Origin of the sequence: Aquabacterium sp. A7-Y, from assembly GCF_026153205.1 — a bacterium.
Lineage (GTDB): Bacteria > Pseudomonadota > Gammaproteobacteria > Burkholderiales > Burkholderiaceae_C > Caldimonas.
Genome location: NZ_JAPFBW010000023.1, coordinates 1 through 14,015, shown reverse-complemented (window position 1 = coordinate 14,015; position 14,015 = coordinate 1). Strand labels below are relative to the sequence as shown.

The following is a 14,015-nucleotide window of genomic DNA, read 5'->3' as shown; positions in this document are numbered from 1 at the left end:
GCGGCGGGAACCGGAGCCCCCGCTCGTGGCTCCGGCCGCGCCCCGCGCCTACCGTTGCGGTTGCGGTCGGCAGGTGTTCTTTCGCAACAGCACATGCACTGCGTGCGGCACGCCACTGGGCTTCGTCGCCTCTCGCGTCACGCTTTTGCCTCTCGAGCCGGCTGAGGACAAGGATACGTGGCGCGCCCTGGGGGATGTCGCGACGTCCGTATACCGACGTTGCGGCAACTTTCTGACGCCTGCCGGATGCAACTGGCTCATCGAGGACGACGATAGCCGGCCTCGGTCTGTGTTGTGCGTTGCCTGCCGGCTCAATCGAACCATTCCGGACCTTTCCCGCGCCGAGAACCAGCGGCTGTGGATGCGCATGGAGCAGGCAAAACGCCGCCTGGTATCGCAGCTGATCGGGCTGGGCCTGCCAGTGAGGTCCAAGCGTGAGGACCCGAGCCAGGGCCTTGCCTACGACTTTTTGCGCTCCGCGCCAGGTCGACCGCCCGTGATGACGGGCCACCGCCTGGGCGTGATCACCATCAACATAGAGGAGGCGGACGATGCCGTCAGGGAGAGAACCCGAGAGGAGATGGGGGAGCCGTACCGGACCTTGCTCGGGCACTTCCGGCACGAAGTCGGGCACTACTACTGGGACCGGCTGGTGGCCGGAACGCCTTGGCATCAGCCCTGCCGCGAGATCTTTGGAGACGAGCGAGAGGACTATGGAGCGGCATTGACGGCCAACTACAGGAACGGACCGCCCGCGGATTGGCGCCGGTGTTTCGTCAGTGCCTATGCGAGCATGCACCCGTGGGAGGACTGGGCGGAGACCTGGGCTCACTATCTGCACATGCGCGACACGATCGATACGGCAGTCAGCTTCGGCATCGTGGCGCGCCACCTCGACGTTGCCGCGCAGCCCTACGGACCGTCGGACCTGTGGGACGGCGGGGATCCCAACGGCGGGGCCTTCCTTCAATTGCTGCACTCGTGGATCGACATCACCGGCGTGATGAACGAGATGTCGAGCGCCATGGGTCTGCAGGACTTCTATCCTTTTGTGCTGCCCCGCCGGGCGGTTGCCAAACTGCATTTCATCCACCGCCTGGTGTCGCAGGCGGGCTCGCTTTCGACGCCGAGCGCTGTGGCCGGCGCGGAACTCTACGGCGAACAGCGCCGGCACACCTGAACTGAAACGCGCCGAGGAAGCCAATGACGCCCACGCACCTGCGCCTGCGCACCGCGCGAAGTGCCGCCATATCGATGGTCCGCATCGAACTGCACATCGAGTTGGGCTATGAGGTCGATCAACACGGCGCCGACTTCGTGCTGAACATCCACCCGGCGCACACGCAGTGCCAGAGGGTGTCGGCCGAGTCCCTCACGCTCAACCAGGCGATATCGGCCGAGGTCCAGACCGATCCGGCCACCGGCAACCGCTACACGCGTCTGCAGGCCATGCCGGGTTTGTTGAACGTCTCGTACAAAGCCACGGTGGACCTCACACACCACCGGGCAGATCCTTCAATGCTCGCCGAGGTGCCGGTGCACCGCCTTCCTTTGCACGTGATGCAGTACGTCTATCCGAGTCGCTATTGCGAGTCGGACCGGCTCGGAAGGCTGGCCATCAAGGAGTTCGGCCAGCTGTGGCAAGGGCACAGCCGCGTACAGGCCATCATGGACTGGGTACGACGGCGGGTCACGTACACGCCGAACGTGTCCAACTCGCGCACATCGGCGGTCGAAACCCTCATCGAGCAAGCCGGCGTGTGCCGCGACTTCGCCCACCTCATGATTGCCCTGTGCCGGGCCGTCAGCATCCCGGCTCGCTTCGCGACAGGCACGGACTACGGCGTAGACGCTGGCGTCGGCCCGCCCGATTTTCATGCGTATGTGGAGGTGTATCTCGGCGACCGGTGGTACATCTTCGACCCTTCTGGAGCCGGTATACCGATGGGCTTCGTGCGCATCGGCACAGGAAGAGATGCGGCGGACGTGGCCTTCGCGACGATCTTCGGAGGGGTTACCCCGCTGCATGCACCGATGGTGCGTGCGATTGCCGTGGAAGATCCCGAGCGGGGAGTTGTTTCGCCGCATCGCTCCAGCGAGGCGCTGTCGACCGATGACTGCGCTGGCTCCGCTGGAGACCGAGAGCCGCGGCAAACACTGGACTCCGCGAGACAGCCCGACCCTGTTCGGCACTAGCATCGTGAGTTAGAAGTTCGTTGAAGCATCCTGCCGAGAAACGACCGCATCCGTCGTTGGGGTGCTCGCCGGGTTGCCAACCCGGCTCCGCGCCCCGCCAAGGCTGCGGCCGTTTTCGACAGGATGCGCCTGCGCTTCAGCTTCCACCCCCATTTGTTCAACGAACTTCCAACTCACGACACTAGGGACGTGCTCAAGGTGTTTGCCAGGCCCGGGAATTGCTCCGCCTCTTGTCAACCAGCAGGACAAAGCAACGGCAGGAGGCGCACATGGAGTTCTCCGAGCTGTTTACGCAAAGCGCTCGCGAAGTGCTGCCGCTTGCGCGCGCGAAGGGCCTTGTCTCCTATTTCGACTACCGGGGGCCCTACATCCGACTGCTCAGCGCCGATGCCACCCTGCGCGGAGGAATCCACCGCGTCCTGCTCGGCATGACGGATTGCATCGCCGAGGGTTTTGTCATGTTCTCGGCAGAGGTGTCCGCACCCCGAAGCGGCACCAGTCAGGTCGCGGTGTACGCCGCTGGCACGGGAGTTGCCGCGCCGTCTCATACCGTCGCAGAGGTGTTGCAGCGTCTAGGGCTCATGCCCGACGACTCCGGGGCGGGGGCCCGCACCATCCCGACCCGTGCCTCGGGGGTCTGCCCTGTCACTTTTGGCAAAGTGGTGTTCCTGGATGAGGGTCGTGAAGGGTCGGTGATTTCGCTCACCACCCAACTGGCCGCGGCCGAAGTGCCAGGCGCCGAACCGCTGCCCGACGCAGCAGGCGTCGCCGCGTGGTTGGTCAGTCCCGTACCGGGCGGCTTGGACTCGGTGGGGCGTCGCCTGCGCCTGTCGGGGTGGCGGGTCAGGTCCTTCGGCACCCTGGAGCAGGTGACAGCGCTGCTGAACGCAGGATCGGCCTCGGTGTCCCCTCCGCTGCTCCTGATGGTGGCCGAGTCCACCGGTACCGAACTGGCGCAACTCGAATCCATCGCTGCCTCGGTGCCGGCCCTGTGGACGGTATTGGCGGTGCTCGCCGGATCACCGACGCTGCAGGCACGCGGCGCCACGCCGGTGGACATTCGCCCGCTGCCGCTGAGTCCGCAGGAGTTGGAGCGCTTCACGACGCACGTGGACTGGCGCACTTCGACCGCGGAATCCCGCGAAACCTCGCCGAGCCCGCTGTACCTTGAGGACGGCGGGCTGATTCTGGTGGTCGACGACAACACGGTCAACCAGCTGGTGGCACGAGGTCAGTTGGAAGCGCTGGGCTACGAGGTGGCGGTGGCCGCCGACGGGGCGGAGGCGCTGGCGTATTGCTGCAGACAGGCGCCCGACATGGTGCTGATGGATGTCGATATGCCGGTCATGGACGGCTTGGAAGCCACGGAACGCCTGCGGGCCTGGCAGCAGGTGGGCACCTTGCCGCCATTTCCCATCGTGGCGGCGACCAGCGCGCACAGCCAAGTGCGGCGCGACGACTGTTTGGCGTCCGGGATGGACGGGTACCTCTCGAAGCCCATGAGCTTGCGGGACCTGGCCGACGAGATACATCGCGTCCTGCCGGCGCATCAGGCGGCGCGCGGGAACCAAGCGTGAGGACATGCCGAGCCGGGCGGTCTCCAGCCGACGCCAGCCGGAAGCGCGTTGTCGCTCTGGCCCTGCCGGGAAAGAGCGTCGCCACGCGGCAATGCGCGAGACGGCTCGTCCGAGAGGTGAATCGCCCGCAATCGGGCATTGGTTCACGCTCGACAGCGGCGAGCGTCGGCGGCCCGCCACAGATCCACCCGAACAGGGGGGCAACACCTTTGTTGCATCGTGTTTCTTTTTGATACCCTTCGCCTCCTTGTTTATGAGGAGGAGCGTCGTGAAGCACGCCATCACCGCCGCCGCTGCGGCCCTGATTCTTAGCGGCTGCGCCAGCATCTTTGCAGGCAGCACTCAGGCCGTCACCATCGCAAGCGAACCCGCGGGCGCCAGTTTCGTTGTGACCAACCGTGCTGGTGTGCAGGTGCACAACGGCACGACGCCGGCCACGCTGACGCTCAGCCGCGGCGCCGGCTACTTCAAGTCCGAGAGCTACATCGTGCGGGTGCAGAAGGATGGCTACGAGGCCAAGGAACTGACCCTGACCGGCTCCGTCAACGGCTGGTACTTCGGCAACATCCTGATCGGCGGCCTGATCGGCATGCTGGCGATCGACCCTGTCACGGGCGCGATGTACTCGCTGCCCAGTTCCGTGAGCGCCACCCTGGAGCAGCAGCCGGCCAAGGCGGCCGGAACACCGGGCTCGATCACGATCGTCTCGACCGAGGACGTCGCTCCCGAGGTGCTGCAGAAGGCTCGCCTCGTCGCCAAGTTCTAAGGGGGTATGAGGTCCGCTCCGCTGGAGCGGGCTCCGCCCGGAACCTGTCCCGAAGCGCGCGAGTACCTCCTACTTGTCCGGTGGTTCTCGCCGGAGGGACGACGGCCGGCCCGCCGGCGGGGCGCCTGCCTGCCAGCCGCTGCCTGGGTGTCCTTCAGCCGTTCTTGAACAGCCCCCGGTCCGCCATCCGTCTCAGCCGAGCGGAGCGCGGCCCCGGCGGGTACACGCCGCTGTCCATCGGCGGTGGCAGCGCGGCCAGGGCCGCGTCCGAGGCCGTCGGGGGACCGTCATGGAGCCTTGGCGCCGCGTCCGTCGCCTTCGTCGGAGGCTCGTCAAGGGGGAAGTGGGGTGGACCCTGCTCCACGACATCAAGCAGCACCGGGACACTCGTCGGCTTGGGCACTCGGTGGCCGGCGGCTGCTGCAGGCACCGCCACGGCGGACGGCTGTGGGGCGGTGCTCCCGGCATCGACGATGTCGGCCCTCGACTCAGCCGTGCCCAGAGCGTCTGTGGCTGCCGCTGCAGCCTCGCCGGCGGTACGGGCTCTGAGGCCTGCTGCGGCGGCCGAGGCGGGTGCGACGGCGGCTTGGCCGTGCCTGCGCACCACTTCCCACACCAGACCTGAGGCAGCGAGTTGCCGCACGCGCTCCTCGCGGGCTCCCGGGCGCTCTATGGCGCGCAGCGCGGCGTAGAGCTCCGGGTAGACATCGCTGTCGACGTCCACTTGCAGACGGATCACCGGCATCACCTGCTCCAGCCGGTCCGGGCGGCCTGCATCAACTGTGCTCCGCCATCGCCTCGCCGATCATCTGAAAGCCTCGGACGTTGGCGGCCATCGACTGGGGCATCACAAAGACCGGAATGGCAGGGAAGCGCCGGCTCAGCACATCGCGGTAGCGGTCGGGGTGTCCGCCCACCAGCACGATGAGGTCGATGATCTCGTGCGCGTCCCGCAAGCCGTCGATCATCCGATTCAGGGAATCCTCGACGACGCTCATGATCTGCGGCTCGTACTTGCCGAGGTCGTGGGCCACGCCGCTGAGCTTGACGGGCTGCTTCAGCCGCAGCGCTTCGTTGATGCGGGGCACCACGGCCGGGCCGAGCGGGCGGCCGATGTCGGCCGCCAGCGAGTCCTGCACCGCGCGGATGACGCGGTGACGGCCGGCATCGGACGCCGCGCCGCTGGCTCTCGGGTTGATGCTGCCCTGTTGGATTAGCAGCCAGTCCAGTGTGTGTTCGCCCGGATCGACCACCAGGACGGAGAGTTCGTCCAGCTCGTCGACCGATGCCAACGGCTGCAGCGCGCCGCCGGTGGCTTCGATCACCTGGTTCAGCTCGTCGAGGTGCTCCTCCAGCGCGGCGTAGCCGCCCATCGGCTGGGCCTGCACAATGACCTTGCGTACTTCAAGGGTTTTGTCGTCGCCGATCTCGACGGCTCGTTGGTAGGTGTCACGAAGGTAGTCGCGGCGCTTGGCATCGTTGTACTGGTTGACCGGCAAACCGAGCACCAGCAGGTCGACCGCCGTGTCGCCGGCCTCGGCCATGTAGCGCAGCGCGCCCTTGGTGAGCGCCTCGTAGATCGCGCCCTTGTAGAACTCGTCGGTCACGTCCCGGCCGAAGCTGCCTCCGGCTTGTGCCAGGCCGACATCCCGGCCGACCTCGTACTGCGCGCCCAGGGCAGGGATGTCGAACGTGTCACGCCGACGGGTACTGAGACTGCGAACCGCGCTGACGTCGGCCGGAATCGCCATGGCTGGAAAGGACGAGAAGGTGGTGCCTCCCTCCGCTGGGAGACTGAACTTCACCAGCCCGAAGCCGACATCGATGGCGCGTACGACGGGCGCCGCCGCACTGCCTTTGTGGTCGCGCGGGACTTCCCGCAGTCTGGAAGAGTGGGATGGGGCCATGGTTACTACCTCGTGTTTCGCTTGCGCAACGGCTGCCGCGTCCGGAAGGGGACGTTCCATCCAGGGGTGTGAGCAACCGGGATGCCGCTTCCCTTGTCCGGCCACCGTCGTTGCCGTCGGCCGCGTCAGGCAGCACCTATCGTGGCGGGTGTGGCGGCGCGGGAAACGCCCTCTGTCTAAACCCGTGAGCTCGAAATGGTGACCTTCAATTTCAAGGTTCACGGCAGCGAGGCCGGCCCCTGCAGCGTCCATCGGCAGAAGTGAATGCATGTCTACGAATCCCACATTCGCGAGACCGGTGCTTTCTCTCTCGACACGCCAGGCTAGGGAGTGACGCCAGGGTTAGGCGACGATCCGTTGCCATATCGGGTCCAAGGCCTGCGCCGAGCTTTGCAACGAGGAGAGTCAGCTGTAAGCGGGTCGGCATTTCACCTTGAATCCGTGCCGGAAAGCCATAAGGCTTGTCCCACTCGTGGCGCAGGAGCAGTTGGCGTGGCAGTCCATCGCACCTCGCCTCAAGGTAAACCTCGGATAGCTATCCACCGGGATTTTTATAGCCTGGTCACTTGTCCGGTCGCGTCTCCAAACAGCCGCACCGGACGGATCTGGATGTGGGGAACCATGGCACGTCGACTGATCATCTCCATGCTCGATCTTGTGGAGCGTCCCCTGGGGCGACCCGGCTGGAGCGAAGCGGTCACCCGCTCGAGGCGGCCAGAGCAAAAGCGACTTGAGGCCCTGCTGCTCGATCCGCAGGCCGGATGGTCGGCGGAGCGCCTCGACCTGCGCTATCCCGGCGCCGCCGAGGCGATCGACTGTGGCGAGTTTGTCGTTTCGGAGATGGGTGACATCGACGGCGACGGCCGCCCGGAGATCGTGTTCGGCGTGACGCCGACCGGTGCACCGTCCTACCTGCTGGCTTACCGCTACGACCGCGGGACCTGGCAGGCCGAACCCATCTACCGCGACATCAGATCGGTGGACTTCATCCGCAGCGTCGCGCTTGGCGACCTCGATCGGGACGGTTGCGACGAGATCGTGATCGGCACCCGACCCGATGGCGCCATCGTGCTCTTCGATCGCGGGCCCTCGGGCTACACCGCCGAGCTCATCGACACGCAGCAGCAGGGCGCGAACAACTCGAACATCCGTGAGGTCGCCATCGGCGACATCGGCCATACCGGTCAGCCCGATGTCTTCGCCGCCTCGGCTCGCGCCAACGAGCCGGTGAAATGGGACCGTGTGCCCGGATTCATCTTCCGCTATCGCAAGACCGGCGGGCGCTGGGAGCGGTCGGTGATCGAGGATCACGGCGGGCAGACGCACACGCGCATGCTGCGGGTCGGCAAGGTCCACGGCGTCGAGCAGGTGGTGTCGTGTGCGGTCGGCGTGTACGACATCGAGCATCACTGCATCGATCCCGAGCCCGTGCTCCAGATGCACACGCTCGATGCCGATGGAACCATAAAGCGCGAGACCATCGCTGTCCTCGAGGAGGCGATCAAGTCTCGCAGCCTGGCCATCGCCGACATCGACGGCGACGGGGTCAACGAGCTGGTGCTCGGCACGAGGTCGATCGGCCTCGGTGACCACGGGAAAACCTTCCTCTACGTCTTCAAGCACGACGCAGCCGCCGGGGCGTGGACGCGGCAGACGCTCGATACGAGCGAGCCCCTCGGCTTCCATTGCGTGACCGTGGCCGATCTCGACGACGGCGGCCGGCTGGCGGTGATCGCATCGGATGACGGCAAGGGCCTGATCAAGGCCTACCGGTTCCTGGATGGCGCATGGCAGGCCGAGGTCATCCTGTCGCGTCCGAACTTCATCTTCGTCAACGCGATGGGCATGATCCACTGCTCTTGATCACGACAACAAGTTCACAGGGAAAGGGCATGACATGTACAGGTCACTTCACCTCAGCTCCAATCCCAATGGCGAATCGACCGTCGAGGAACTCGCCAGCTTTCGGCATGATCTCCACCTGGGCCGGGATCTGCGGATCATCGCCACGGTCAAGAATTGCTTTCAGGTCGACAAGAACTGCCGCCAGGAGGCCCAACGAGCCAGGCAGCATCCCGAGATCCATGGAAGGGAAAAGGTGCGCCCCTTCTACTACGGCTTGGTGGTGGCTTATTCCCTGGCGCACGACCGCCTCGCTTGGGACCTCGGTGACGCCGAGTGGAGCTTCTCCTCGCTCGAACCGTATTGCATCGACATCTTTGACAAGCTGATCTCGCTTTGCGGCGGCAATTGCGTCGAGATCGTCGACATGGACAGCGGCGTGAAGCGGTCCTTCCAGCACCCCTGGCTACGCCAGGCCCATAGTGTCCAGTTCTCGGCAGATGGGCGTCGGCTGCTGGTATCGTCTTCCGGCTTCGATGCGGTCTTCGAGTTCGACGTCTCCACCGGGAAGACCTGCTGGGAGTGGTTTGCCTGGGACCACGGCCTCGATCAGTCCCGACTGGGCGAGTATTTCGTCCGGTCTCGTCAGAGGGGCGAAGAGCTGGCCGCGCAGGGCCACAAAGTCGTCCTCGTGGACGATCCCTCGCAGCACGAGCTCGGGATTCCGACCCGGTTCTGTCCGGTCCACATCAACGGTGCTTTCTACGATCGCGATGAGAACCTCCTTGTGACCCTGTTCCAGCAGGGCGGCGCGATCCGCGTGGACAAGGCGACCGGCGAAGCAAGCACCATTGCGTCGGGTCTCATCAACCCGCACAAGTTGCATTCGCGCAGCGAAGGCGGATACTACGTCGCCGATACGCGTCGCGGCGAGCTGCTGCTACTTGATGATGGATTTCAGGTCGTGCGGCGCATTTCCCTTCGAGAGGCGCCGGGAGCGGTGCGCTCGGCGTTGCTCACCGAGTTCCTGCAGAGCGTCTCCGAGCTGGACGACGCGCTGTTCGCTTGCGTCGACATTCACCGCAGCACGCTTTGGCTCATCGACGTCAACGCGCGACGATATCGTGGCGTCACGTTTCCGCGCGAATGGTCGGTCCATGATATCGCCCTCAACCACTGCTCGCCGGCCATGAAAGACCTGGTGAGCAAGACCTTCGGGCGCGTCGACGCCACCGTCGACGTCCAGGGAGGAAAACGGATCTGCCATTTCTCTCCGGAGGGATCCGAGAATACGACCTACATCCTGGATTCCGATGGGCGAACCACGGGGGGAAAAATAGAAATCTGATCGTGCGATCAAGGACTATCGTCTATACGATCGCTCACGCACGCAAGGCATCACGACCACTGGGTGGAGGTGATTTTCTATGACTCCTCCTGACGGGACCACGTTCCGGGATATCTTTCCCTTGGACCGGATCGTGGCGATCATCGCCGTCGTTCCCTGGGCCTATCTGTTCTACTGGCGGTTCCGGTACGTGGAGTTCGCGTTTCCTGTCCTGGTCGCGCAGATCAATACGTTTCTGTTTATCGCGGGAATGGTGACCCGGCGGCCTCCCCGTCGGACCACGACCGACCTGCGGTTCTGGCTGCTCGCGTTCGTCCCGACCTATGGCACGTTCGGTCCGGCATTCTTCGCGCAGCCGGGGGTCCCGCTCGTTTCGTTGTGGATCTCGAACGCCGTCGCCGGCGCCGCCTTGCTGCTCGGCGTCACCAGCCGGCTGACACTCGGTCGCAACATCAGCATCGTGCCGGCGCAACGCAACCTGGTGACGACCGGCCCCTACGCCTACATCCGGCATCCGATCTACACGACGGTGTTCCTCACGTATCTGAGTCTCAATCTTCAGATGTTTTCCGTCGTGAACTTGCTGATGACCTCGACACTCATCGTGCTCTTCATGGTCAAGAGCCTGATCGAGGAAGCGTTCCTGAAGAAGGACACGGATTACGTCACGTACATGCAGAAGGTGCGGTACCGCTGGGTGCCCTTCGTTGCTTGACCTCCTCTCCGCCCTCGCTCGCGCGATGGGCCGGTGCAGCGCCCCGAGCCACGAGTATCGTGCGCGGGGACCACCCATTCGTGGATACGACCGCTGCTCGCTCTCGGCGCTCCATGCATCGGTTCGCGATGCTTCGCCAACCGACTTGTTCTACATCAGGTCGTGGTAGCGCGCCAGCTGTTTGGCCGTCAGATCGAGGTGGTTCTTCTTCAGCGACTCGAAGAAGTAGTCGACTGACATGGGTGGCGCTTTAAAGCGTTCCCGAACGCCCTTGAAGACGCCGACGACGGCCATGGGGTTGTCGATGATCAGTTCGGACACGAACTTGTCGGGCGACTCGGCGACGACACCGAATGCGGCCAGGATCTGGTTGGGGAAGTCGCCGAGGTTCCAGGTCAGGATCTTCTGCGCACCACAGGCGATCGCGGCGGCCACGACGTGCCGGTCATCCTTGTCCGGGATGTCGATCCGGCCGATGAACTGTTCGTAGCGCTCGACGAGTGCCGTTGGCTGGATCTGGTTCATGAGGGCGACCGTGCGTCCAATCTTCGCCTCCGTGACGTTCGGGCGGTTCTCCAGCAGGTGCCCGACCCACTCCCGCGTGATCTGCTCCGTCCACTTCGCTTCGTAGATGCCGGCGGCGAAGAGGGACAGCAGCAGGTCGCGGCAGAAGTTTCCATACAGGACGTTCGCGTCCAGGACCGCGCGCGGCTTGCTCATTGCTTGCTTCCGCCATCGATCGGCTTGCGCCTGTGCAACTCGCTTTCAGGCACGGGCTTTGTGTACTCGTCCAGCGTGAGTCCCTCGTTGAGCTCGGCCAGGGATTGCAGGAACTCCTGGTTCGGCGGATTCATCGGATCCCGGGCATGGATGGTCACCGTTGCCTTCTCGGAATCGACGAGCACGAAGAGGCGGGCGCCGGAAGGCAGCACGGCCAGCGCCTCCGCGGGGAGGATCACGCGGCCGTCGACGATTTCAGCGAATGCGGTCTTCAATACCATGGCGGTCGTCTTCCAGGAAATGTGGGATGCGGAAGCGTCGGGCTTCCCTGTCGCGCCGGATGCCGACGCCTGCGATGTGCACGCCGTGCACACCCGTCGCTTACCACCAGGCGCGACGGTACCTCTGGGAGACAGTATCACGGTCGCGTCGCGACCTGTTTGCTGCCGATCCCTAGGATTCGCCCGAATTGAAACTTTTCGTCCGCGACCTATCGCGAGCGAGTCCGGGTGATCCCTGTGCAGGTGATCAGGAGCAGTCAACCACGCCCATCGCGGTGCAGAAGATGAAGTTCGGACGCGACAGGATGACCTCGGCGTGCCATGCGCCATCCAGGAACCGGTACGCCTTGAGCAGGCCCTTGCCGTCATCTGACGCAATCACCACCAGCCGGCCGTCGCGGAAGAAATCGGCGAGGATCAGGGAGCGAAATCCCAGGGGCTCGCTGGTGTCCAGGATGGTCCGCGTCCACACAGCATCGGCCGGGTCGTACTTGTAGACGTAGAGGAAGCTTGTTCCGTGCTCACCGAACGCTAGCGATCGCGTGCCGACCACCAGCTCGTTGAGCCCGTCGCCGTCGATATCGCCGATCGCCATGCTGCGGCACATGATGGCCTTCTCGAGGACGTCGACGGTTTCGCTCGTGAAGGTTCCATCCGGGCCTAGCGTGTGCATGCGAAGCACGGGACGGGGATCGATGCGCTGGTGCTCGCTGTCGTACACACCGACAGAGCAGGAAACGAGGCGCTGGGCACCGGCGAGCTCGCCGACGCGCAGCACACGGGTGTGGGTCACGCCGCCGTGTTGCTCGATCACGGTGCGCTGCCAGCGGCCGTTGACCCGGTGGTGGTGAAAGATGTGCCCAGGCACCGATTCCCATTTGAGGTCGGGCGTCCGGTCCCACTTCGGCCGCGTGTTGCTGCGCGCCGAGGCGGTGAAGACATCGGGCTGCCCCCTGCCTATGTCGCCGATGGTGACCTCGCGGACGTTCGAGATCCCCGCGCCTTGCTGCTTCGAGTCGATGAGCTCGGCGACGTAGCCCGGGGGCCCGCGATCGACAAGCACGGTGGCACCATCGGGGCGGGTGCCGATCACGATCTCGTCGCAACCGTCCCCGTCGAGGTCGCCGAGCGCCATGCTGCGGATGAAGTCCACCGCCTCGAACTCGCGGTAGACCGGTTCGGGCCGCCAGGACCTGCCGTCGTGGCGGTAGGCCATCACGTAGCAGACCCGGTCAGTCGGTGTCACGGCGAACACGATTTCCGAGCGTCCGTCGCCATCGATGTCGCCGACGCCGGCGGTGATGAACTCGCCGTACTCCGTCGCCTCGGCCGCGCCGGGATAGCCCAGGTCGAGGCGCTGCGCCGACCATCCCGCGTGCGGATCGAGCAGCAGGGCCTCAAGTCGCTTTTGCTCGGACCCGTGCAAGCGGGTCACCGCATCGTTCCAGCGGGGGCGCCCCAGGGGACGCTCCACGAGATCGAGCATGGAGATGATCAGTCGACGCGCCATTGCCGCCCCACATCCAGATCCATTCGGCTCGCCTGCTTGCAGACGCGACCGGCGGGTTCATCAATTCGTGTTATTCCCAGGACGGTGGGGACAACAGACCCCGATCCTGGAGGGTGGCGATGATCTGGTCAGCGGCTGCCTCGGCACTGACACGGGTTGTCTCCAGGTAGAGTTCCGGACAGCCGGGCGGTTCGTACGGCGAGTCGATGCCCGTGAAGTCCTGGATGGCCCCCATCCTTGCCTTCCTGTACAGACCCTTGGGATCGCGTTGCTCGAGGACAGCCAGAGGCGCATCGACATGAATCTCAAGAAACTCGCCCGACTCGAACAGTGCACGAGCGGCTTGGCGCTGGGCGCGCATCGGAGAGATAAAGGCCGCGATGACAATCAGCCCCGCGTCGACCATCAGCTTGGCTACCTCCGCGGCCCGTCGCACATTCTCCGCACGGTCACGTTCAGTGAAACCGAGATCCTTGTTGAGGCCTTGCCGAACATGGTCTCCGTCAAGCAGAAAGCTGTGCTTCCCCGCCACATGGAGCTTGCGGTCGACCGTGTTCGCGATCGTCGACTTTCCTGCACCGGACAGACCTGTGAGCCAAAGCACGCACGCTGTCTGGCCCTTGAGGGCAGCACGCGGTGTCTTGCTGACAGTCAGTGCCTGCGCTTTGCTGCCGTCTGGCATGAGAGCTGTGCTTCGGTTTGCCACCGGGAGGGACGATGGGAGCCGGTCTGTCCCGCCGAGGTGGATGGAGATGTCCTGCCCTTGTGAGTCCATGCTGGTCTCCGAGTGTGGGATCGACTCACTGGCGGGTCAGGATCATGCATCCTCAACCCGTCAGCAATTTTGAGACAGGTTCTAGCCCGAAGGCTCCTCAGCCGGCAGTGATGCGACCTCACGCAGGTAAGCGGCCACCATGGTTTTGAGTTGGGCGCGCACGGCCGCGATCCGCCTTGGCGGGGCTTGGGCTGCCAGCAAGGCCTCCACCGGCCCCACCACAGCGGTCGATACGACGAAGCTGACGTTGGCCAGATCCGTGAACCGACGATCAGCGGCGGTGGCCAGCATGTCGCGCAAGGCGAGTTGACAGCGCTGCGTCGCCCGCGCGACCACGTCGATTCCCCACACTTCGCCGGCCAAGGCACACAGGGGATA

General features: G+C 64.9%; 13 protein-coding genes and 1 pseudogene. 7 read left to right on the top strand and 7 right to left on the bottom strand.

Features of this window, described 5'->3' with window-relative positions:
• The first annotated feature begins 73 nt into the window (after positions 1 to 73).
• The 4 genes from OOT46_RS19925 to OOT46_RS19910 all read left to right on the top strand — a co-directional run bounded on the left by OOT46_RS19925 (position 74) and on the right by OOT46_RS19910 (position 4,539).
• Entirely contained in the window at positions 74 to 1,180 is a 1,107-nt protein-coding gene (locus OOT46_RS19925) for a zinc-binding metallopeptidase family protein (protein ID WP_416136229.1), read from the top strand.
• Between the two features lie 74 nt (positions 1,181 to 1,254).
• Positions 1,255 to 2,196, top strand: a complete 942-nt coding sequence (locus OOT46_RS19920) for a transglutaminase-like domain-containing protein (RefSeq protein ID WP_265405465.1) — start codon at positions 1,255 to 1,257, stop codon at positions 2,194 to 2,196.
• A gap of 269 nt (positions 2,197 to 2,465) precedes the next feature.
• Positions 2,466 to 3,773 carry a response regulator gene (locus OOT46_RS19915; protein ID WP_265405379.1) on the top strand — a complete coding sequence of 436 codons (1,308 nt, stop codon included), beginning with the start codon at positions 2,466 to 2,468 and terminating at the stop codon, positions 3,771 to 3,773.
• A 268-nt stretch (positions 3,774 to 4,041) separates the two neighbouring features.
• Positions 4,042 to 4,539, top strand: a complete 498-nt coding sequence (locus OOT46_RS19910; protein WP_265405378.1) for a hypothetical protein — start codon at positions 4,042 to 4,044, stop codon at positions 4,537 to 4,539.
• 154 nt (positions 4,540 to 4,693) lie between these two features.
• Here OOT46_RS19910 and OOT46_RS19905 read toward each other — a convergent pair whose 3' ends face one another.
• Both OOT46_RS19905 and OOT46_RS19900 read right to left on the bottom strand, forming a co-directional pair.
• Positions 4,694 to 5,284, bottom strand: coding sequence for a hypothetical protein (locus tag OOT46_RS19905; protein WP_265405377.1), 591 nt, complete (start codon positions 5,282 to 5,284; stop codon positions 4,694 to 4,696).
• A gap of 31 nt (positions 5,285 to 5,315) precedes the next feature.
• On the bottom strand, positions 5,316 to 6,446 hold the full coding sequence (locus OOT46_RS19900; RefSeq protein ID WP_265405376.1) for a hypothetical protein: 1,131 nt from the start codon (positions 6,444 to 6,446) through the stop codon (positions 5,316 to 5,318).
• A gap of 609 nt (positions 6,447 to 7,055) precedes the next feature.
• On the opposite strand from OOT46_RS19900, the gene OOT46_RS19895 reads away from it, so the two are divergent.
• The 3 genes from OOT46_RS19895 (at position 7,056) to OOT46_RS19885 (ending at position 10,351) form a co-directional block, all read left to right on the top strand.
• Positions 7,056 to 8,309, top strand: coding sequence for an FG-GAP repeat domain-containing protein (locus tag OOT46_RS19895; RefSeq protein WP_265405375.1), 1,254 nt, complete (start codon positions 7,056 to 7,058; stop codon positions 8,307 to 8,309).
• Positions 8,310 to 8,343: 34 nt separating this feature from the next.
• Positions 8,344 to 9,636, top strand: coding sequence for a hypothetical protein (locus OOT46_RS19890; RefSeq protein ID WP_265405374.1), 1,293 nt, complete (start codon positions 8,344 to 8,346; stop codon positions 9,634 to 9,636).
• Between the two features lie 250 nt (positions 9,637 to 9,886).
• Positions 9,887 to 10,351, top strand: a complete 465-nt coding sequence (locus OOT46_RS19885; RefSeq protein WP_416136228.1) for a methyltransferase family protein — start codon at positions 9,887 to 9,889, stop codon at positions 10,349 to 10,351.
• A gap of 150 nt (positions 10,352 to 10,501) precedes the next feature.
• On the opposite strand, the gene OOT46_RS19880 is transcribed toward OOT46_RS19885, so the two are convergent.
• The 5 genes and pseudogenes from OOT46_RS19880 to OOT46_RS19860 all read right to left on the bottom strand — a co-directional run.
• Positions 10,502 to 11,071: a PIN domain-containing protein gene (locus OOT46_RS19880; RefSeq protein ID WP_265405372.1), complete on the bottom strand. Its 570-nt coding sequence runs from the start codon at positions 11,069 to 11,071 to the stop codon at positions 10,502 to 10,504.
• Entirely contained in the window at positions 11,068 to 11,352 is a 285-nt protein-coding gene (locus OOT46_RS19875; protein WP_265405371.1) for a hypothetical protein, read from the bottom strand. Before OOT46_RS19875 ends, OOT46_RS19880 begins: the two co-directional genes overlap by 4 nt.
• 247 nt (positions 11,353 to 11,599) lie before the next feature.
• The gene (locus OOT46_RS19870; protein ID WP_265405370.1) at positions 11,600 to 12,838 is read right to left on the bottom strand and encodes an FG-GAP repeat domain-containing protein; all 1,239 of its coding nucleotides are present in this window, start codon (positions 12,836 to 12,838) and stop codon (positions 11,600 to 11,602) included.
• A 94-nt stretch (positions 12,839 to 12,932) separates the two neighbouring features.
• Positions 12,933 to 13,523, bottom strand: a pseudogene (cysC, locus tag OOT46_RS19865) (adenylyl-sulfate kinase); the annotation flags it as partial.
• A 195-nt stretch (positions 13,524 to 13,718) separates the two neighbouring features.
• Positions 13,719 to 14,015: hypothetical protein (locus tag OOT46_RS19860; protein ID WP_265405369.1), on the bottom strand; the 297-nt coding region annotated here is incomplete at its 5' end.